At 63.5% G+C, this 20,635-nt stretch carries 18 protein-coding genes and 1 tRNA gene; 11 read left to right on the top strand and 8 right to left on the bottom strand.

Translation table 11 applies throughout. The features are described 5' to 3' along the window. Positions 1-32 precede the first annotated feature (32 nt). Positions 33-362: an arsenate reductase family protein gene (locus STHERM_RS03385; protein ID WP_041623202.1), complete on the bottom strand. Its 330-nt coding sequence runs from the start codon at positions 360-362 to the stop codon at positions 33-35. Between the two features lie 180 nt (positions 363-542). Here STHERM_RS03385 and nrdR point away from each other — a divergent pair, with 180 nt between their 5' ends. From nrdR to STHERM_RS03365, 4 genes are read left to right on the top strand one after another with little or no spacing between them, the layout of a single operon-like run. Then, positions 543-1,016, top strand: a complete 474-nt coding sequence (gene nrdR, locus STHERM_RS03380; protein ID WP_013313482.1) for a transcriptional regulator NrdR — start codon at positions 543-545, stop codon at positions 1,014-1,016. A 13-nt stretch (positions 1,017-1,029) separates the two neighbouring features. Further along, positions 1,030-3,099 carry a ribonucleoside triphosphate reductase gene (locus STHERM_RS03375; RefSeq protein ID WP_013313481.1) on the top strand — a complete coding sequence of 690 codons (2,070 nt, stop codon included), beginning with the start codon at positions 1,030-1,032 and terminating at the stop codon, positions 3,097-3,099. A 21-nt stretch (positions 3,100-3,120) separates the two neighbouring features. Beyond that, positions 3,121-3,600, top strand: coding sequence for a thioredoxin family protein (nrdD, locus tag STHERM_RS03370; RefSeq protein ID WP_013313480.1), 480 nt, complete (start codon positions 3,121-3,123; stop codon positions 3,598-3,600). Continuing rightward, a complete protein-coding gene (locus STHERM_RS03365; protein ID WP_013313479.1) occupies positions 3,597-4,319 on the top strand; it encodes an anaerobic ribonucleoside-triphosphate reductase activating protein in 723 nt (240 codons plus the stop codon). The genes nrdD and STHERM_RS03365 overlap by 4 nt, the downstream gene beginning before the upstream one ends. 35 nt (positions 4,320-4,354) lie before the next feature. Here the strand turns inward: STHERM_RS03365 and STHERM_RS03360 are convergent. Together STHERM_RS03360 and STHERM_RS03355 are read right to left on the bottom strand one after the other, a co-directional pair. Beyond that, a tRNA-Met gene (locus STHERM_RS03360) sits at positions 4,355-4,427 on the bottom strand. A gap of 37 nt (positions 4,428-4,464) precedes the next feature. Further along, entirely contained in the window at positions 4,465-7,245 is a 2,781-nt protein-coding gene (locus STHERM_RS03355; protein WP_013313478.1) for a tetratricopeptide repeat protein, read from the bottom strand. Positions 7,246-7,292: 47 nt separating this feature from the next. Between STHERM_RS03355 and STHERM_RS03350 the strand changes: the two genes are divergently transcribed. The 3 genes from STHERM_RS03350 to STHERM_RS03340 are packed head-to-tail and all read left to right on the top strand — an operon-like array spanning position 7,293 to position 8,627. Further along, the gene (locus STHERM_RS03350) at positions 7,293-7,865 is read left to right on the top strand and encodes an ATP-binding protein (RefSeq protein ID WP_013313477.1); all 573 of its coding nucleotides are present in this window, start codon (positions 7,293-7,295) and stop codon (positions 7,863-7,865) included. Beyond that, complete coding sequence (locus STHERM_RS03345; protein ID WP_013313476.1) at positions 7,825-8,175, top strand: PilZ domain-containing protein; 351 nt, start codon at positions 7,825-7,827, stop codon at positions 8,173-8,175. The genes STHERM_RS03350 and STHERM_RS03345 overlap by 41 nt, the downstream gene beginning before the upstream one ends. 59 nt (positions 8,176-8,234) lie before the next feature. Then, positions 8,235-8,627: an STAS domain-containing protein gene (locus STHERM_RS03340; RefSeq protein ID WP_013313475.1), complete on the top strand. Its 393-nt coding sequence runs from the start codon at positions 8,235-8,237 to the stop codon at positions 8,625-8,627. On the opposite strand, the gene STHERM_RS03335 is transcribed toward STHERM_RS03340, so the two are convergent. After that, positions 8,555-9,820: a PilZ domain-containing protein gene (locus STHERM_RS03335; RefSeq protein ID WP_013313474.1), complete on the bottom strand. Its 1,266-nt coding sequence runs from the start codon at positions 9,818-9,820 to the stop codon at positions 8,555-8,557. The genes STHERM_RS03340 and STHERM_RS03335 overlap by 73 nt on opposite strands. Positions 9,821-9,836: 16 nt before the next feature. Continuing rightward, positions 9,837-10,547, bottom strand: a complete 711-nt coding sequence (locus STHERM_RS03330; protein ID WP_041623201.1) for a hypothetical protein — start codon at positions 10,545-10,547, stop codon at positions 9,837-9,839. Between the two features lie 104 nt (positions 10,548-10,651). Between STHERM_RS03330 and STHERM_RS03325 the strand changes: the two genes are divergently transcribed. Genes STHERM_RS03325 through STHERM_RS03315 form a run of 3 tightly spaced genes read left to right on the top strand, consistent with a single transcriptional unit; the run spans position 10,652 to position 13,450 of the window. Beyond that, positions 10,652-11,926 carry an HD domain-containing protein gene (locus STHERM_RS03325; protein ID WP_041623199.1) on the top strand — a complete coding sequence of 425 codons (1,275 nt, stop codon included), beginning with the start codon at positions 10,652-10,654 and terminating at the stop codon, positions 11,924-11,926. After that, positions 11,923-12,753, top strand: a complete 831-nt coding sequence (locus STHERM_RS03320) for a tRNA lysidine(34) synthetase (RefSeq protein WP_013313471.1) — start codon at positions 11,923-11,925, stop codon at positions 12,751-12,753. Before STHERM_RS03325 ends, STHERM_RS03320 begins: the two co-directional genes overlap by 4 nt. Continuing rightward, a complete protein-coding gene (locus tag STHERM_RS03315) occupies positions 12,740-13,450 on the top strand; it encodes a late competence development ComFB family protein (RefSeq protein WP_013313470.1) in 711 nt (236 codons plus the stop codon). The genes STHERM_RS03320 and STHERM_RS03315 overlap by 14 nt, the downstream gene beginning before the upstream one ends. Here STHERM_RS03315 and STHERM_RS03310 read toward each other — a convergent pair. Genes STHERM_RS03310 through STHERM_RS03300 form a run of 3 tightly spaced genes read right to left on the bottom strand, consistent with a single transcriptional unit; the run spans position 13,447 to position 15,781 of the window. Beyond that, positions 13,447-13,734 (bottom strand): DUF503 domain-containing protein, encoded by a 288-nt coding sequence (locus STHERM_RS03310; RefSeq protein WP_013313469.1) that lies wholly within the window; start codon positions 13,732-13,734, stop codon positions 13,447-13,449. The two genes, STHERM_RS03315 and STHERM_RS03310, sit on opposite strands and share 4 nt — an antisense overlap. A 4-nt stretch (positions 13,735-13,738) precedes the next feature. Continuing rightward, complete coding sequence (locus tag STHERM_RS03305) at positions 13,739-14,845, bottom strand: ion transporter (protein ID WP_013313468.1); 1,107 nt, start codon at positions 14,843-14,845, stop codon at positions 13,739-13,741. Positions 14,846-14,848: 3 nt separating this feature from the next. Next, the gene (locus STHERM_RS03300; RefSeq protein WP_148223858.1) at positions 14,849-15,781 is read right to left on the bottom strand and encodes a hypothetical protein; all 933 of its coding nucleotides are present in this window, start codon (positions 15,779-15,781) and stop codon (positions 14,849-14,851) included. A 58-nt stretch (positions 15,782-15,839) separates the two neighbouring features. On the opposite strand from STHERM_RS03300, the gene STHERM_RS12520 reads away from it, so the two are divergent. Beyond that, the gene (locus STHERM_RS12520; protein ID WP_041623198.1) at positions 15,840-20,540 is read left to right on the top strand and encodes a hypothetical protein; all 4,701 of its coding nucleotides are present in this window, start codon (positions 15,840-15,842) and stop codon (positions 20,538-20,540) included. The last annotated feature ends 95 nt before the right edge of the window (positions 20,541-20,635 follow it).

The raw sequence follows: 20,635 nt of genomic DNA, 5'->3' as shown, positions 1-20,635 counted from the left end.
TCTACCGGAAGAAACCCACTCGCACAACCCCTCTAGGCGAGCCAGGACGACCACACCTCGGGTACATAGCCCGCGGTGATGCGCGCACCTTCCCGCACGACGGGGGTCCGAACGGCACCGGGGTACTCGAGGAGGAGCTCCTCGGGGGAGACCTCCATGAAGGCGAGGCGCTCACGGTAGAGCCGTGACTCGGTGTCGATCACGTCATCCCCCAGGGCCTGGGCGATCTTCCTCGCCTCGCCCGGGCTGAAGGGCCGTTCGGTGAGATCGAAGAACTGCACCGGGATGCGGCGCTCCTTGAAGAAGCGGAGGGCCTTCTGCGTGTTCCTGCACTTTCTGGTACCGTAGATAATGATGTTCACCTCGCACCTCCATGGGTACACCATACCCCAGGTTCGTCCTGAAAGTGAAGGTGAGAGATCCGGCAAGTCCCTCTTCGAAAAGGAGATGCACCTCTCGCACCCATGGCATTGACACACTATATATACTGTGTTATCATGCAATCATCATGTAAAGACCCTATATGTGGGAGGGGGCGGACCATGAAATGTCCTCACTGCGGGAGCACCGACGACAAGGTGATCGAGACGCGCACCCTCGCAGGCGGGGAGAGCATCCGGAGGAGACGGCAGTGCCTCGCGTGCGGATATCGCTTCACCTCGTACGAACGGATCGAGGAGAAACCCCTCATGGTCATCAAGAAGTCGGGGAGGAGGGAGCCCTTCGAGCGTACCAAGATCGAGAAGGGCATCCTGAGGGCGGTGGAGAAGCTCCCCGTCTCGGGCAAGACGATCGAGGAGATGGTGAACCGCATCGAGGAGCGCGCCGCGCTCTACGATCCTGTGGCGCGGGAGATCCCCACCTCGGTCCTGGGGGACATGGTGCTCGAGGAGCTGAGGGGACTCGATTTCGTTGCCTACATCAGGTTCGCCTCCGTGTACAAGAACTTCAGGGACCTCAAGGCGTTCCTGGAGGAGATAGGACACATCCAGAAAACCAACAACGTGACACGCTAAGGAGGAGAACGACATGGAACATGAGGTGTCGTCCCGGCGGGAAGCGCCGGCAAAGTATGTGGTGAAACGGGACGGACAGATCGAATTCTACGATAGGTCGCGTATCACGCGTGCCGTGCTCAAGGCCATTGAGAGCGTGAGGGGGGAGAAGGACAAACCCCTCGCCGAGCACCTCACCGATCTGGTAGAGGAGAAGCTTCGCGCGCTCATGAGGGATCGGCACCCCAACTCGGCCCCGGCCATCGAGGAGATACAGGACCTGGTCGAGACCGTGCTCATCGAGGAGCGCCAGGTGGACCTCGCTAAGGCCTACATCCTCTACCGGGCCCAGCACAGTATCATGCGGGATACCCGCAAGCTCATGCTCGACATCTCCGCCATCATGGACGGCTACCTCTCCCAGAGCGACTGGCGGGTCAACGAGAATGCGAACGTGAACTACTCCCTCGGTGGGCTCATCCTTCACAACTCGGGGAGTATCACGGCCAATTACTGGCTCAAGAAGGTCTATCCTCCCGAGATCGCAGAGGCGCACATCAACGGAGACTTCCACATCCACGACCTCTCCATGTTCTCCGGCTACTGTGCGGGGTGGTCGCTCAGGCAGCTCATCGAGGAGGGGCTCGGTGGTGTCGAGGGAAAGGTCTCCTCCAAGCCGGCGAAGCACCTCTTCACCCTGGTACAGCAGATCGTCAACTTCCTCGGGATCATGCAGAACGAGTGGGCCGGGGCGCAGGCCTTCTCGAGCTTCGACACCTATCTGGCCCCCTTCGTGAAGGTGGACAGGCTCGGCTACGAGGAGGTGAAACAGGCGGTCCAGAGCTTCGTCTTCGGCGTGAACACGCCCTCTCGGTGGGGCAGCCAGGCGCCGTTCACCAACATCACCCTGGACTGGGTGGTACCGGAGGACCTCAAGGACATGCCCGCGATCGTGGGGGGGAAGCCCCAGGATTTCACCTACGGCGAGTGCCAGGAGGAGATGGACATGATCAACCGGGCCTTCCTCGAGGTGATGCTCGAGGGAGACGCCAACGGCAGGGGGTTCGCCTATCCCATTCCCACCTACAACATCACGCGGGACTTCGACTGGGACAGCGAGAACGCCGCCCTGCTCTTCGATATGACGGGCAAGTACGGGACGCCCTATTTCCAGAACTTCATCAACTCCGACCTCAAGCCAGGAGACGTGCGGTCCATGTGCTGCAGGCTCCAGCTCGACAAGCGGGAGCTGAGGAAGCGGGGCGGCGGGCTCTTCGGCTCCGACGAGTTCACCGGGTCCATCGGGGTGGTGACCATCAACCTCCCCCGCATCGGGTATCTCTCGGACTCGCGGACCGAGTTCTTCAGACGGCTCAACCACCTCATGGACCTCGCCGCCGAATCGCTCACCATCAAGCGCAAGGTCATCACCCGGCTCCTGGAGGCGGGACTCTTCCCCTACACCAAACGCTACCTCAAGCACTTCAACAACCACTTCTCCACCATAGGGCTCGTGGGCATGAACGAGTGCCTGCTCAACTTCATGGGCAAGGACATCACCACGCCCGAGGGGAGGGCCTTCGCCCTCGAGGTGCTCCAGCACATGCGCCGCAGGCTCCAGGACTACCAGGAGGACACCGGCGACCTGTTCAACCTGGAGGCCACCCCGGCCGAGAGCACGAGCTACCGCCTCGCCCGGCACGATAAGGAGCACTACCCCGACATCATCACCGCAGGGGAGGAGGAACCGTACTACACCAACTCCACCCAGCTCCCGGTGGACTACACGGCAGACATCTTCGACGCCCTCGACCTCCAGGAGGAGCTCCAGATCCAGTACACCGGGGGTACGGTGTTCCACGCCTTCGTGGGCGAGGCCATCGACGACTGGCGGGTGGTGCGCGACCTGGTGAAGGCCATCGCAGGAACCTACCGCATCCCCTACTTCACCATCACCCCCACCTTCTCGGTGTGTCCGGTGCACGGGTACCTGAAGGGGGAGGTCCGCTACTGCCCGCACTGCGAACGCGAGGAGCGGGAGCGCATCCTCGCCAGGATCCAGGAACTGGAACAGGAAAAGGGACGGCTCCAGGCCGCACTGTAAATGCACCCATAGGAGGAACGTATGGACGTGAGCGCACGACTTGCAGAGATCGATCGGGAGATCGAATCCCTCAAGGCCAGGCTGGCCGAGGTGAAAGGAAGGGAGACCGAGATCTACACCCGGATCGTCGGCTACTACCGCTCGCTCAAGAACTGGAACAAAGGCAAGAAGGAAGAGTACCGTCACAGGAAGACCTTCGAAGTGGGGCTGTCCTTCGACACCTTCAGGACGCGGGAGCGGAGGGAAGCCGACGAGATCCTCTACTTCTACCGGAAGGCGTGCCCCTACTGTCCTGCCATGAGGCAGGCCCTCGAGGAGGCGGGGATCTCCTACCGGGCCGTAGACGTGGACACGGCCGAGGGACAAAGCCTCGCGGAGCGATACGGCGTGCTCGGCACTCCCACGGTGCTCCTCCTCGACGGCAAGGGGAAGGAGGTGGGCCGTACCACCTCGCCTGAGGAGCTCAAGGATCTCCTCAAGGGCGCGGCTGCCGTGGCATGAGCAAGGCGATCAGACTGGGGCTCGTGAAGACGAGCCTCATCGACTTTCCTGGCATGCTCAGCGCGGTCCTCTTCACGGGGGGGTGTAACCTCAGGTGCCCCTACTGCCACAATCCCGAATTGGTAGAGGGAGACCCCGAGGACTTCCTCCCGTGGGAGGAGATCCGCGCATTCCTCACACGGAGACGCGGGATACTCAAGGGCGTGGTCTTCACCGGGGGGGAGCCGCTGCTCAAGGGGTTCCTCCCCTCCCTCATCGAGGAGGTGCGGGGGATGGGGTACGCCTGCAAGCTCGACACGAACGGGACCCTTCCTCAACGGCTCGAGGAGGTGCTTCCCCTTCTCGACTACGTTGCGGTGGACTTCAAGACCGCGCCCGATCTCTACCACAGGGTGGGAGGCGACACGACCGGTGGAGAGAAGGTGAAGGAGTCGCTCGGGCTCGTGGCGCAGCAGGGGATTCCCCATGAGGTACGGGTGACCGCCTGCCCCCCCATCGTGGACAGGGAGGTCTTTTCCCGGATGCTGGAGGACCTGCCGGAGGGGATCGACCACGTGGTGGTGGCAGGTTTCAGGCCCTCGGTGACCCTCGATCCCGCCTATAGGGGGGTTGCGCCGTACCCGCCGAAGGAACTTGAGGAGTGGAAGCATCTCTGCGAAGAGAGGGGCATCCGTTGTTCCCTCCGGTTCCACACCCCTCACGAGGACGATCCCCTGTAAAAGAAAAAAGCGGCCTCTTCTCTGGCCGCCTCGTATAGTGGCGAAGGGACTCGAACCCCTGACCCAGCGGATATGAGCCGCTTGCTCTACCAACTGAGCTACGCCACCATGTGTGGGAAACTATAGCAAAGGCCGGAAGCCCCTGTCAATAGACGAGCTTGTGGCGGCGCGCGAGTTCCATGAGCCTTCCGTTCCAGTAGTTCCTGTAGAGGTAGTGCCGCTTCTGGGTGGCGTTCTCTATCCTGCTCGCCCTCACCTGGAGGAGCTTCACCCCTTTCCCAAGGATGGTGAGGGGATGATCCTGTTGATAGGAGAGTCCCCTCCTCTCGAGGTCGAGGAGGATCTCGCCGTACCAGAGGTGGTAGAGATGGGTATAGGGATCGCCCTTGCGAAGATGGGCGTGGCGGATGATCTCCGAGAAGGCTTCCACCGCGGACATGTCCCCCTCCATGCCCCGGGCGTAGAGCTCCAGGACCCGGGTGAGCATCCTGGGGACTCGTTCCCTCGGCTGCTGATAGAAGACCCGCTCTTCTATGAGCCCGAAGCCCGTGTACCACCACGGAAGCAGGTCCTCCTTTACCTCCGGATACTTCCTCACATCCTCGGGCGGAAGGGAGAGGAGTTCCATGATCCTTCCCGTGTCCCCTGCGCGGGCCGCGGCCTCTATACGGAACAACCTCGCCTCCTCGTCTTCAGGGAGTTCCCGAAGGATGCGGTCCGCCTCTTCCGACCGGTCGAGGAAGAAGAGACAACGGGCCTTCCACTTCTTGAATACCCGCAGGGCCCTTGAAGAGAGCACGGACTGGAAATATCCGTGCGTAGCGTCGAAGACCTCGAGGGCCTTCTCGTACTCACCGAACTCCACGTGGGTCCGGCCGAGCACGAATCCGAGGGCGGCCCTCACCTCGGGCAGGTCGATCCCCACCGCACCGTCCAGGGCCGTGGTGAGGGAGAGGAGCGTCCTGGTATAGCTCCCCTCGAGCCACCACAGGGTGGATTCCACGAGCGACGCCAGGAGCCCGGTGGCCTGATCCTTCTCTCCGAGGTGCACCGCGAGGTGGAGATACTCCTCCGCATCCCTGAGGGTGCCTCTCGCAGCGATGGCGAGGGTGAGCTCGAGATAGGCGACGATCCTGAGGAACGAGGAAGGACGACCGTTCTGGAGCCGGAAGATGAGGTCCTTCACAAGGGAGAGGGCTCGGGGAGGATCGGTTCCCCGGAGATACCGCACCACGTGGAGATCGAGGAACTCTCTGAAAGGCGAGGAGAACGGTGTCTCCTTTTCGTACAACGTCACCACCCTGTCCCCTTCCCCCCTCTCCTCTTCCTCGAGCGCATACATCATCCTCGAAAGGAGGAGGAGCCCACGTCGTTCCTCCTCTCGGAGCCGTGTGGAGAGGGGCCCTCCCTCTCTCGCATCCCTCACCATGCTATCGCCCCGGAGCCACCCCCGATACAGGTTCCAGACGAAGGAATCCCGCTCCTCCCCCTGGAGATGGGGAAACCAGAACCAGGGGACGGAATGCCCCAGCCTTCTGAGTTCCATCGAGAGGTGCGCGACCATCTCCCGCACCTCGTCGCCGGAGGAGGAAACTCCTGCATACCGAGGGGAGGAAGGAGATCCCGGATAGAGCACCCCATACTCCTGCAGCCAGCTCCTCATCTCTTCCACCTCGAGCGGCGTGATATCCCATCTCGAGGCCCAGTCCTTGATGCGTTCCTCTCCCAGCACGGGGAAACACAGCTCATGGAGCAACAGGAGTCTCCTCTCCTTCGGAGAGAGTCCCATGAGGAAGCTTTCCAGGGGACCAGTGCCCTCGTCCTCCCGCACGAGGTTCCGGGCGTAGAGTTCGAATCGGTGCCACCTTCCTGCTCCTCGGAGGGGATCGACTCCTCTCTCCCGGAAGAACCTCTCTCTGTCCCGGGGGGTGAGGCCAGGCGCCACCACGGAAACCGTTCTGTCCTTCAGCCACGCGGGAGGGGAGGTGGATGAGACCCACACCCAGCCGATCCCCCTCTCCCTGCTCCACTCGAGGAGGCGCACGAGGATGGGCTCCTCCTCTTCTCCCCCTTCCGAGGCGACCAGCACGACCACCTTCCGTCCTCTGCGCCGGAGGAGATCCATGAGATGCGTGCATGCATGGTAGAGTGCACGGAGCGGGATGTCGACGAGGATGTCTTCATAGCGGACCCTTCGAAGCATCTCCCCTACATACCCTTTCGGGAGGTCACCCTCCTCCACGCGGGAGATGAGGAGACGGAGGAGACCCGAGAGAAGGGATTCCGCGGTGAGCATGCGTCCTGAGTGGAAGGACTGCGGCAGGACGGTCCACCCTCTCCGCTCGAGACGCCAGACAAGGGTCCAGTCGAGGAGATCCGCCGGATGCGCCCTAAGGTGGCAGACGCCCCCCCGGCGTAGTATGTGCAGGCAGCGGCCGAGGGCCCTGCACTGTCCCCGGGAAAGAGGCATCCGGGAGAACGGGAACTCGACCGAGGAAGGGGTATAGCCCCTCAGTTCCGTGAGGAGCCACAGGTCCTCCTCCCGTTTCGCCCGTACATGTCGGACGAGGAGACGGTAGACCCCCTCCGTGCTCCAGAGGCAGCCGCCTCCGAGGGGGATCTCCTCGTGCGTCCGGCCGCTTCCGGATCCGCCATCCTCGAGGAGAAAGGCGACTCCGTGATGGAGGTGTGAACGGTCCTCCACGAACTCCTTGAGAGCGAAAAGCGAGGAGAGAAGCGCGAGCACGTCCTCCCTCGAGTGCTGGGGGGGGAGGGAGAGGCGCCACAGGTCACCGTGCTCCACGAACTCGCAACCCGGCCATACCTCCACAAGCCGCCTGCGAAGCTCGTCATAGAACTCCAACACCGGCCTCCGCCCGATCCGTCGGGCCATCTTCCCATGGTAGAGATAGATGTTGAGAAACACATCCTCCCCCTATTTGCATTTCTCGGCAGAATCGGTTATCCTTATAGATGATTATGCCACACTATCTGCGGATTGGCGAGAAAAAACTCTCCCGGATCCGACTCACGATTCATCCGGGGGCCACGGTCACGGAAGTCTTCTCCCTCCTCAGGAAAGTGGAGATAGTCGGACTCCCGCACGCCTCTCAGACCATCATCTACGCCGTACTCGAGCTTGTGAGCAACTCCCTCAGGGCGCTCTCGAAGAAGGTCGACCCTGCACCTGTGTACGTGACCCTCGCCTTCAAGGACGGCTCCTTCACCGCAGAGGTACGGGACGAGGCAGGAGGCTTCGATCCCTCCACCCTTCCCTACGACATCGATCTACCGGTGGACAGGATCGACATCGAGAGCAAGGCCTTCCAGGCCTACCGGGAGGCGAACGGCAACCGACATTTCGGCCTGGGCCTCTATATCGCAAAGAAGGTCTTCGACAGACTGGAAATCCACTTCTTCGACGGCAGCGGGAACGAAGTGCCCTGGGATGCTCAGGAGAAACACGGGACCCTCATCCGGGGAAGCATCGCTATAGGAGCCCCTCATGGAGCAGAGAGAAGAGAAGCGGAAAGTACCTCGCGATAATCTCTACGCCAAGGCCCTCATCGAGGACGAGGAGACCCCCGCCTATGTGAGGGACATCTCTGTCCTCGGCTGTAAACTCGAGTTCCTGAAGCCGCTTCCCCTGGAGGAGGGGGCGCATCACGTCCTCCAGGTGATACCCCTCGAAGAGACGGGCATCCCTCCTTTTGAAGTGACTGCCGAGGTCCGGTGGACCGCCCACGAGGATTTCTTCTACACGGCGGGATTCCGCTTCGTAGAGGTACCCATAGAATCATCGCTCAAATTGAAAAAACTGGTGGAGTTCATACGGGATCACGTCCGTACCATATGACCCCCTGGCAGCTTCGCTCGGGAGGCAGTATAATGCAGCGTAGCAAAGGGGGTATCTGAATGGATATCGATGTAACCAGGGAGAAGCATTCATTCATCCTCTCCCTGAGCGGGGAGTTAGATCTCTACCAGGCTCCTCGGATAAAGGATATGCTGCAGAAGGTGTTTCCCGAACACCCGGCGAGGATCGTATTCGACCTCGACGGTCTCACCTACATCGATTCGAGCGGCATAGGGGCCCTCCTCTACGCCTACTCCGAGGCCAAACGCCGGGACATCGCTTTCTACCTGGTGAATCTCCACGGCTCGGTGAAACGGGTCATCGAGCTTACGAAACTTCTCCACTACTTCCCCATCGCTCCCTCTCTCGAGGAGGCGCTTCACGAGGAAGAATCCTCCGCCGATCCCTCCGAAGAGATGACCTTCACCTCTCCGGAGAAATCCTCACCGTAGAGCGACCGTGCGAGGAAGAACCTGTCGTCGTCTCTCAGATCGAGAAAGGCGAGCGCGACGTAGAGCTTGTCGGCATCCTGAAAACGCCGCACCACACGGGCCTTGACGGGGACCTTCCTGCCTTCTACTTCGAGCACCACCTCGATCTCCGAGAAGAGGAGGAAGGGATCGTCCTCCACCTGTCGAGGGAACGTGAACAGGACCCCGGAGAGGCTTATGTCGATGATCTCCGCCCGATCGTAGGTGATCTCGGCCTTCTGGGGCTTGAAGTACCCATGGATCTTGAGGGAATAGGCCAGACTCGCACAGAACTCGTGTACGTATTCGAGGACCCGCTTGTCGTAACGCACCCTCTTCTCCACCGTGCTCACCAGGTACACATACCCTATCACGTATTCATAGAAGAGGATGGGGGCAAAGAGTTCCTGACCTATCTTCTGTTCCCTCTTCCGCGCCACCAGTTCCCTGATGCGGCGCACGGCATCAGACCTGGAGACGCCTTGGTCGCGGAAGTAGAGGAGAATGGCGTCTATGGAGAGGAGGTTGAGCTGGGGGTAGAGCCTGTCGATGTTGGCCGACGTGTAGATATAGCTCTGAGGATAGAGAAGTACCTTGCCGGTGTCGGTGATGATACGCTCTTCCTCGGATTCGGGAGTGCGCTCCTTGAACATGACGATCTTGCTCTCGGTGGAGAATTCGGCCGCCTTCTTCCTGAAATCGTTGAGGAGCGTGGAGATGGTGGCCGCATCGAAGGAGGAAGACACCACCGGTGGGGTCCCCGCCCCCCCCCTCTTCACGGAAGGAAAGTTGAGGACATAACGCTCGCCCCTCACGGTGAACAGGAGCCTCACGTTTTCCGGATGTCTCACCCGCTCGAACTCCCGCTGGAGATCCCGATAGACCCCTTCGGGGATGCTCGTCACCACGAGGTCGTCTTCCCGCCCCAGGTAGACCATATCGAAGGTCATGAGCGTGCCGTGAATGCGGAAATAGGCGCTCACCTCGTCGCCCACGGGAATGTCGAGCACCGGGTTCCCCTCCACGAAGAGATACATCTTGCCCGTCTTGAAGTCCACCTTGTGGATCTCCGCGCGGTATCGCCGCCTCTGTAGCAGGAGCTCCACGGGGATCTTCTCATCCTCGAGCGACTTGATGATGAATTCCTTCTCGATCCGCCTGAGCGGAGTACCCATGGCCTGCTCCTTTCCCCTAGTAGAGGGGCAACATGGCGTAGCCTCCCGGTGCGAAGGGGCGTTCCTCGGTCTCGGGAGAGAGGAACGATGCCGTATCGAGGAGGAGGTCAGAGACCACCCATCCGGCATCTTGCTTCTTCAAGACGACGCTCCCCCCCACGTATCCCTCTTGGAGATACAACTTGATGTTCACGTGGAAGAGCCCCGAGGCGTCGGGGAAGGCCAGTCCGATACGTACACCTGTGACGGAGACTCCCAGCCGATCCATATAGGCCAGGGTCCTGAGAACGTGCTGGCGCACCCCCTCATCCTGGATCTCGGGCGGCAGCCGTCTGGTCGAAAAGGCCTGTGCCGTCCAGCGGGCCGCCTCTTCGGGCGATGAAGGCGCGAGACGACCCGGAAGGGGGCCGATGTAGGTGTCGGTCGCGAGTACGGACTCCCTCAGGTGCTGGAGAAAGGGCGCCTCGCCCTCCACCCGGGAGGAGGGAGAAGAAGTCAGGGAGGGACGGGGTGAGGAGGAGCGAGAGTCCCCTCCCGTAGGGACATCCGGCACGCTCTCGGGCGATCCACGGGACTCCCGCTCCGATGAGGAGAGCTCCACCCGCAGGGGAGATGCGACAGGCGAAGGGGAGGGCGTGGCCTGGGTGGAGGCCGGTTTTCCCCCTCCACAGGAGAAGATCACCGCCACGAGCACACTCGAGAGAACGGGGAAACGTCCCTTCCGCACGCCTCCTCCCACACGCAGCGTTGTTTCATTATACGGAGCATTCCCACCCCGCGCAAGCCCACACGTCCTGGACACACCCGGACCCTCCCGCTACCATACACCCCATGAGCACCCATCCCCTCTCCTGGCTCCTCTCCCTCCCCTCCCGCCCCCTCCGCGACCCCATCTGGCGCCACATCCACCTCCCCCACCCCCTCCTTCCCCTCCTCCGCACCCCCCCCTTCCAGCGCCTCACCCGCATCCGCCAGCTCGGCCCCACCTACCTTCTCTACCCCGGCGCCACCCACACCCGCGCCTCCCACAGCCTGGGCGTCTTCTCCCTCGCCTGGCGCATGCTCCTCTCGCTCGCAGAGCACCCCACCTTCCCGCACCTCACCGGGGAAGAAGTCCTCGGCTTTCTCATCGCATCCCTGCTTCACGACCTCGGCCACTATCCCTACACCCACTCCCTCAAGGACCTCCTCCTTCCCGACGGCACCACCCTCACGCCCCACGAACACCTGAGCGCCACCCTCATCCAGGAGGAACCCCTCGCATCACTCATACGCGACGCAGGATGCGACCCTCTCATCCCCGCCGCCATCATCGACCACACCCTCCCCGCCCCCACCCCTCACACCCCCTTCCTCCGTGCCCTCCTCTCCGGCGTCCTCGACCCGGACAAACTCGACTACCTCACCCGCGATGCCTTTTTCTGCGGCGTCCCCTACGGCGTGCAGGACATCGACCACATCCTCACCACCATCCGCCCCACCGCCTCCGGCCTCGCCATCACCCCCTCGGGCATCCCCTCCATCGAACACATCCTCTTCAGCAAGTACCTCATGTACCGCACCGTGTACTGGCACCGCACCGTACGCGCCGCCACCGCCATGATGAAAAAAGCGATCCATCACGCCCTCACCGAACGGATCATCGACCCCCACCAGCTCTACCTCCTCGACGACGCCGGCCTCCTCGGACTCCTCCCCCCAACCGCACCCGCCCACACCCTCGTGGAAGACGTGCACAAGGGCACCCTCCACACCTGCATCTGGGAAGTCCCCTATGACCCCGCCTCCCCCCTCCACCGCGCCATCGAACACCCCCCCACCCGCAGCCGGCTCGAAGCCGCACTCGCCACCCTCTTCCCCTCCGCCTCACCCCTCCACCTCATCCTCGACATCCCCGAACCCCTCGTCTTCGAGACCGACATCCACATCATCACCGAGGACGAACGCACGATACCCTACACCGAAGCCCGCACCGTCTTCACCCCCGGAACCGTCCACGCCTTCACCACCACCATCCGCACCATCAGACTCTTCGTACCCCCTCCCCTCGCTGACACTCCCCCCTCACCCCGCACCATAGAGGACACACTCATGGAGGCACTATGAACACCACCGGATTCGACCACATCCGTCGGCTCTTCGAAGGCCCCCTCCCCCCCTGGCTCACCCGCCTCGCCCGCAAGGCAGGGAGGGGCATCAACCGGTACGGGATGCTGCGCGAAGGCGATCGCGTGCTCCTCGGGATCTCGGGAGGCAAGGACTCCCTCGTCATGGCCCTCGTCCTCTCGCTCAGGCGCAGGTGGCTCCCCATCCACTACCACCTCGAGGCCGTGCACCTCAACTGGGAGGAGTACCCCATCTCCGACGAGGAGAGCGCCCGTCTCGCCGCCTACTTCGAGGCCATCGACGTACCCTTCACCCAGATCACCACCACCATGTTCCCCGGGCACTACGACGGCCAGTTCAACTGCTACCTCTGCGCACGGAACCGCAAACGCCATCTCTTCACCTACATGAAGGAATACGACATCCCCATCCTCGCCCTCGGACACCACCTCGACGACATCGTGGAGACCACCCTCATCAACATGGCCATGCGGGGACGCCTCTTCACCATGATGCCGGTCCAGCCCTTCTTCGGAGGCCTGTTCACCCTCATCCGTCCCCTCTGCGAAGTCCCCGAATCGCAGGTACGCACCGCTGTCGAAAAACTCGGCCTTCCGGTGGTGAAACCCGACTGCCCCTACAAGGACACCAACCTCAGACTCAGGGTGAAACCCCTGGTGGAGCAGCTCGCGACCCTCGATCCCCTCGCGCGGGAGAAGATCTACCGTTCCCTCCTCAACATCCAGCCCGACTACCTCCCCATCTCCTTGAAAACTGGGCACGAGTACACTACAGTAGAACGAGAGGGAAAAGATGAAGGTCCATAACCTCATGGAGGACATCGTCACCCGTGTGGTGGACGACCTCTGCAAGGAGAAGGCGCACACCGAACCCGGGAAGTACTGCCTCACCGAAGAGTGCAGACAGGACATCGTCTGTTACGTGCTCAACAGGGTGCCGCCACGTTACGTGAGCTCGGCCCGCGGTGTGGCCTACACGAGCGTCCACTACGAGGAAGACCCCCAACTCCTCATCGACATCCTCACCCTCGCCACCGAGGGCCTCAAACGCATCACGAGCATCAGGCGCCCCTACTACCAGGCATCCTCACCCTCGCCACCGAAGGCCGACTACCTCTTCCACTTCCCGGTCATCAGGGGCAGGCTCCTCCTCGCCCCCACCTTCGAGCCCGCAGCCGACATCACCGTGCTCCTCGTCCACGAGGGGAAGGCCGTGCCCATGATCGACGCGCGCTGGCAGAACCCCTACTACATCACCAAGGCCCTTCCCGGCACCTTCGTCTTCCTCCCCGCCCCCCTCCCCGCCCCGCGGAAGGACGAGAAGGCCTCCTTCGAGCTGTGCATCCATGTCGACAAGGAGGGATACCTCCCGCTCCGGCACTACTTCACCATCGAGCTCTCCTCCCGCCCCGCCGAGGCCGAAGGCCCCCCCGAAGAGACCCTCGTACTCCCCGACCTCTACCTCGCCCCCCCCGACGAGGAGTCCGAAGAGGCCCTCTCCTAGTACTGCTCGGAGTGGATCCACACGTCGTAGACCCGGCCCGGCACCTCGGCCTCCACGAAGGCGAGGACCTTCTGGAGCACGCCCTCCCCGAAGGCCGAAGAATTGGAGACCACCGCACCCCCCATCTCGGCGAACCCCAGACTGTCGTGCAGGTCCACTTCGGCGAACGAGATCTTGAACCGCCGGATGAGTTTCTCCTTGAGCGAAGAGACGATGCTCCGTTTCTCCTTGAGAGAGTGCACCCCAGGGAGCTCTATGAGGATACGCAGCACCGAGACCACCATAGCTTTACTCCTCCCCCAACAGATCCTCTATCCTCTCCATGGAGGTCCACCCGCCTTCCGAGAGCTTGCGGGGCAGGAGCTCCTCGTTGTAGAGGCGGGCCACCCGGAAGACCTCATGGTCTCCGTACTCGGGGTATACCCGTGCGGCGAGCTCGTAGTCCGGCTCGGAGAGCCCCCGCTCCACCACCCGCAGGGGATCGGTCACCGTGAGGGCGAAGTGCGGGGCATAGACGAAGAGGAGGAGGAAGAGACACACCAGCACCGTGGAGAGCGCAAGGAGCGAGAGCCGTGCCGACTCGATATGTACGGGCCGCATGTCGAAGAAGATCTCCAGCGCCCCTTCCCTGTAGTAGGCGTAGTCGTGCGGGCCGAACATCCGATCGTAGAACGAGTCGTCGTAGCGGGAATAGAGCGACTGTCCCCCAGCGCGCACCACGAGCACTTCCCCGTGCGCGGCCGCGAGGGTGAGGACCTGGTCAGGGGTGAGGGTCTCCCCCATCTCGGTGAAGACCTGGCCGGTGCGCACCACCCCGGTCGTGTACCGCTCCTCCACGCCCTTGAGGGGGAGGAATACCGGGAGAAGGCTGTAGAGGAAGAGGACCACCAGCTCGGCGGTCACCACCAGGGCGGCGATGCGGGAGATGTGGTGCTGGGTCATGGGAGAGTCGATGTAGGCGATCTGCTTCACCAGCTTGAGCCCCCTCAGGAGCCTGAGGATACGGGCCATGCGGATGATCTTCACCACCTTGAGGAGCTTGAGCTTGCCCGCCATCCCTACGAACGCGGCCCCGCCGTAGAGGAGGGAAAGCACCTCGGGCCCCGAGTTGAAGACGAGAAGAGGCACCGAGGCCAGGAAATCGATCCAGCCCCGTTCCTTCGAGAGGTAACGGGCGAACCGTCCCTCCGATGCCGCCGTGATGCTCCTCACCAGGAATTCGAGGGTGAAGAACACGTCGAACCCGAAACCCGCGAGGAGGAGGGCCCTCCTCCACCTCCACTCCCACGTGAGGAACACGGCCAGGTCCTCAAGCACGGTCTGCACGAGGACGAGGAGTATGGCCACCGTCACGAGACCTTCCAGGAATCCTCTTCGCGTCGTCTTGCTGTCCATAGGTCACCACCCGTATTCCGCAGAGATTCGGTAGAGCTCGTCGAGCATCTTCAGATCGAACCCGTAAAGCCGCCACGTCCTCCTCGCCGCGGCGAACCAGCTCCTGTCGGGCGACTCGGCCCCCCGGTCCACCGTGATGTCGGGACGGTAGGACCTGCACCGATGGGAGAAGACGGCCACGAGACGGGAGGAGGCGGGAAGGCCGGGGTTCTCCTCGAAGGAGACGTGCGAGAGGACCGCCGCCTCCACCACCTTCGCCGGGAGGAGGGGGATCTCCCGGGCGAGGGCACGGGAGAGCCGCTCGGCAAAGGAGGCACGCACCACGCCCGAGACGCGCTCACGGAAGTCGGTACCCGAGTCGGGAGTGAGCAGGTAGAGGGCGGGCCGCAGGAGGAGGAGGGTCGACAGGAACCCGCCCAGCTCTTCCTTGCCCATGGAGAGACGTTCCACCTTGGAGAGCTCGAAGTACACGTATCCCCGCTCCGCGCAGATGGCCTCGAGGTAGCGGTCTAAGACCCGGTGGAACAGGGCCGTGGAGGGACCGGTGAAGGCGAGCCTCGCGTCCTGCCGGGCGAGCACCTTCCGGAGGAACGCGAGCACCTGGTCGGCCACCTGGGCGTGGGGGATGGGCTTTTCATCGAGGAGGGCGAGGAACTTCCAGGAGAGACCACGAACGATCTCCTCGAGCCGGGGGAAGAGGGCCTCATTGGTCACATTCCTCAGGGCGGGCACCAGGAGGGCGAGCACCTGGTTCCATGTGGAGCCGGGGAAGTAGTCACGGATGAGCCGGGGAGCGAGGACGTCGCCCTGCTGACCGAGGAGCTGGATGATGCGCTCCTCCCGCTGGAGGGGGGTGAAGGAGGAGAGCATGGGGTTCTCGAAGAAACGTCGCATGAGATCCAGGGCCGCATCCGGGATCGTTGCGGAGCGCTCCATGGGAATTCCTCTCCTTTTTCGTTTACATATTGAGGTGTTTGGACGAATAATACAAGAGGTGAGACCTCGCACGATCATCCCCATCGTCCTCGGCCTCCTCTGGGGCGTGGGGGCCCAGGAGGCCCCTCCCCCCCTTCCGGAGGAGGCGCCTCAGGAACTCTTCGCCACCACAGTGGACGACAAGCACCTCGTGCTCTACGCGGCCGGCACATGGGAGAGCAGCGCCACCTTTGCTGCGGGCTGGGCCCGCATGCCCGACGGGACGTGGATATCCGGCTACGTGCCTGAGGATCTCACCCCGGGATTCGCCTACACCCAGCAGGCGGAGTTCCTCCTCTCGCTCTGGTACATGGAGCGATACTTCGTGGAGATCACGGTGCAGGACGACCTGGACGACAGCACGTATCTCTTCGGTTACCAGGGAAAGGAAGGAGAGGTGGTGCAGTCGGTGAGGGCGGGGAACACCGGGGTGGGTATCGGGAACTACCGGTACCTCGACCTTCCAGGTCCTTCGAGGGGATCGCTCGGGGTGTCCGCCTCCTTCGCGGGACCATGGAGCTTCCACGAGTTCATGGTGCGGCTCGACCCCTCCACCACGGGACACATCCGCTACCGCGGTCTCTCCACGGTGGACGAGATCCGGAAGGGCCTCGGCTCGTACACGAGAGGACGGTTCTTCGTGCTCCCCGACACCGACCTCGACAGTCTCACCGTGTACCTGGAAGACGGGGAGGGTACCCTCACCGCAGACGACGGCACGAGGTGGAGGCGGGCGCGGGAGGACGAACTGAGCTACTCCCTGAAGGAGGGTACCCTCGCCCTGAACGAGCCGCCACCCGGCCGGGTGGCCGTCTACTACACGGTGGGGGGTGTTCCGGTGGGGGACGCCTCGCTGGGCCGCGGGGCCTTGTGCGGCACCACAGGCGGACTCCTCGATCCGGAGGCCCCGGCCGAGGACTTCGACTGGGGCACGAACTACCTGGGGATGGACATGAGCCGACTCAGGATCGACCTGGAGTCGAGGACGGCCCTCCTCGTCTACGTCCCCGCCGGTTTCACCCCCTTCGAGGCTCTCTGGGCCTACGAGGTCCCCGAGGACACGGAAGAGATACTCCTGGTCGAACGCGATTCCGAAGAGGAGGCCGTCCTCACCCCTTCGGCCCATCTGGTGAAGGAAGGGAGTCTGGTGACAGTCCGGAGGGAAGGTGAAGATGCGCGCACCCCTGCGGCGCGTTACCCCTTCGCCCGGGAGTATCCCCTCCTCTACGGCCCCCGGCGCACCACGCACCCGGAGTATCCCGGGCACGAGATCCTGCTCCGCACCCTCTCACCGGTGGAGGCCCTCACCATACCCGCGGACGCCCAGCCCGGCACTGTCCGCGTGCTGGTCAACGGGCAGGAGGAAACCGCGGCGCAGGTGGACTACGAGACAGGCGTCATCACCCTTCCGTACCAGGTCTCGACCGCCCACACCATCGACATCTACTACCGTACCCGGGAAGGTGAAGGCGGAACAGACCTGGTCGCAGCCAGCGGCAACACCTTCTCCCTCTCGCCCCATACCACGCTCAACCTCGCAGCCTCGGTCCGGTATCCGCTCACGGAGGAGCGCTTCACGTCCTCCCCCGGGGAGGCTTCGGGCGATATCCGGGGATCGATCGAACTCGCCCACAAGGGGGAGGGCCTCGACCTCCGGGCCGACGTGGGAATCCGACACACCCTCACCGATACCACCGGTTACCTCCGGCTCCTCACCATGGAGGAAGGCTCCCTCACCCTGCGGTACGACGAAGCATCCCTCTTCCCCGCCGCTCCACCGGCCGACACCACCCTCGTGAGGGATCCGGCCTCCCCTCTCTCCGACGTCGGCGACCTCACCGGACTCTCCCCCGCGAACCGGGGGAAACTCATCTACAAGGACTACTACCACTACACCGTCTACGGACGGGGCTCGCTGCAGGACTACACCTGGACCCCGCCTGAGGAGCAGATCCATCCCTACACAACAGGCGAGAAGACCGGTCCCTATCTGGTGGCGGCGGAAGGAGCGGGATTCGACGAGGCGTGCATGGCCCTCGACTTTGAACTCGCAGACGGGGAATCCTGGACAGGAGGGCAGATACCGATCGGTGATCCGCCCGACGAAGTCGCCGGGCTCTCCCTGTCATGGAAAGCCGACCGCCTTTCCGGCAGCACCTTCGATCTCTACATCCAGATCGGTGCCCTCGCCGAGGATATCGACGCCGACGGACTCCTGGAAGAGGAGGGAAGCCCTTACGACCCCGGCTTCCCCTTCCATGACACCGCCCACCAGGCGGTGCTCCGCCTGGGCACCGACCCCTCGAACCTCCCCGACAACCGCATGAGCAGCGAGGATACGAACGGAAACGGCCTCCTCGATCCCGAAGACACCTCCCGCACCCTCACCTTCAGGATCGCCCAGGGGATCTCCTCGACCACCGGGTGGAACACCCTCACCATCCACCTCCCCCCCCAACTCCGAGCCCTCGCCTCCCAGGCCCGCACCCTCCGCCTCCTCGCCGTCCGCACCGCCACCACCGGCGCCGCCTCGGGCCGCATCCTCTTCTCGGCCCCCGGCCTCCTCGGCAGTCCCTTCCACACCTCCTCCACCGACCCCGACGCCACCATCACCGCCTCCACCGGCCCCGACCCCACCCTCCCCGCCTCCAGCACCCTGGTCTCCTCCCGGTTCGAGGAGGAGGCCGACCAGAAGTCACTCACCGTCACCTGGGACAACGCAGCCCCCGACCCCTCCTGGTCGTGGACCGCCCGCACCTCCATCCCCTCCCTTCCCGCGGGTTCCTATCGACGCATCTCGATCTTTCTCAAGAACAGCGCAGGCTCCCCCCTCTCCCTCCTCCTCTCCCTCACCACACCCGACGGCCGCGGCCTCCACGCCTCCGGCATCACCCTCCCCGCCGACGACACCTGGCACCTCCTCACCCTCGACACCACCGGAGGCGGCGTACTCCTGGACGAGACGCCCCTCTCCGGCGCATCCCTCGAGGACGACGCCTCGACGGGCTCCCTCACCCGCCTCGCCCTCACCTGCATCGATCCCCCCGCCACAGGCAGACTCCACGCCGACGAGGTCTTCGCCCACGACCCGGAGAACCCCACCGCCATCCTCTCCTCCCTCACCCTCACCCTCTCCCATCCCTCCCCCCTCCTCTCCCTCGGTTCCACCCCACTCCTCCACGGACTCACCCTCACCCAGCAGGTCGCCGCCATCACCCCCCTCGAAGACCTCACCACCACCGCCTTCTCCACCCACGCCTCCCTCTCCCTCCTCACCGCGACCCTCGGCCTCGGCCTCTCCGGCACCTTCCACGGATCCGAGCCGGAAGCCTTCCACCTGGATCATTCCCTCACCCTCCCCGCAGGTCCCCTCACCCTCACCGACACCTTCGGCCACACCATCCTCCCTACCTCCTCCCTCACCCACTCCTCCTCCCTCGGCCTCTCCCTCGCCCCCGTCAACGCCTCCCTGTCCCACTCCCTCTCGCACACCTCCACCACCCTCAACCGTACCTGGACCCTCACCGCCGATCTCGCTCCCTCTCCCTTCGGCCTCTCCGGCCGCAGCACCCTCTCCCAGACCATCCAGGGCACCCCCGCTCCCCCACACACCTACCCCGACTCCTACCTCGCATCCTGGGAGGAATCCGCCCCCCTCCCCTCGGACGGGACCACCACCCGCACCTCCTCCCTCACCCTCTCCCCCACCTACCAGACACCACACCACTCCACGACCCTCACCCTCACCGCCCAGACCACCACCTCCCCACCACTCGCCACCCGCACCCACACCCACACCCTCTCCCTCACCGGCACCCACACCCTCGGCCCCCGACTCACCCTCAGTCCCTTCTACACCCGCACCCTCACCATCGAAGAAAAACCCACCCCCTCCGACCACTTCCCCGAGGACTGGGCCGCCCACACCCGTACCCTCACCCGGACCCCCCTCCCCTACACATCCATCCCCTTCTACGAACTCTTCCTCACGTCGGACGATCTCCACGTCCCCCCCACCGCCACCCTCACCTACACCCCCCGCACCGGCCTCACACTCACCCTACCCCCCTCCCTCACCCCCCTCGACCTCCTGATCCCTCGGGACATCTCCTCCTCCTTCGGTGTGACCTACAGACTCACCGAAGGCAGACCACTCACCACCCGCACCCTCACATCCTCCCTCACATTCCAGGCCATCAACCTCTTCGGCGCCCAGGCAGCCCACCCCCTCACCACCCTCTACCTCCTCGACGAGTTCACCCAGATCCTCTCACTCTCCCTCTCCCACGTACTCGAGAGCGGCCACACCACCTGGACCCTCACCTGGAGCGAGACCGCAGGGTTCTACATCGAAGCCCCCCAGGGCCTCCTCCTCTCACACACCCTCACCCTCTCCCCAGAGACCTCGCCCCCCTGGAAAGAAGAAGCCACCCTCTCCTACGTATGGGACACCCCAGCCCCCACCTGGGCATACGACCCACCCCTCGAACCATGGAAAGTGACCCCTCCCGTCCTCCGCCACACCGAACAGGCGGGCCTCACCCTCACCGGCGGGGAAGACGGAGGAACGGAGTACGCCGTCTCCCTCACCCACACCTCGACCCTCCTCTACGGCACCTCCGGCAACTTCAGGGCCTTCCTCTCTGCCGCCGTGGAGGAAGAGAACCGGGTCACGGTCCTCGGATGGATGGCAGGCCTGGCTATGACCCTGCAGTTCTAGCCGACCGCAGCTCCACGGCCCCAAACCTGTGAAAAAAACTCGTGTATGAGCTATACTTTAGTACTGGACAGGATCACGGGCCTTCCGTAGAGTGA

Source organism: Spirochaeta thermophila DSM 6192 (genome assembly GCF_000147075.1).
In the GTDB taxonomy this organism is placed as follows: domain Bacteria; phylum Spirochaetota; class Spirochaetia; order Winmispirales; family Winmispiraceae; genus Winmispira; species Winmispira thermophila_A.
Note: the sequence above shows the minus strand (reverse complement) of the source record. Positions and strands in the feature narration are given on the sequence as shown.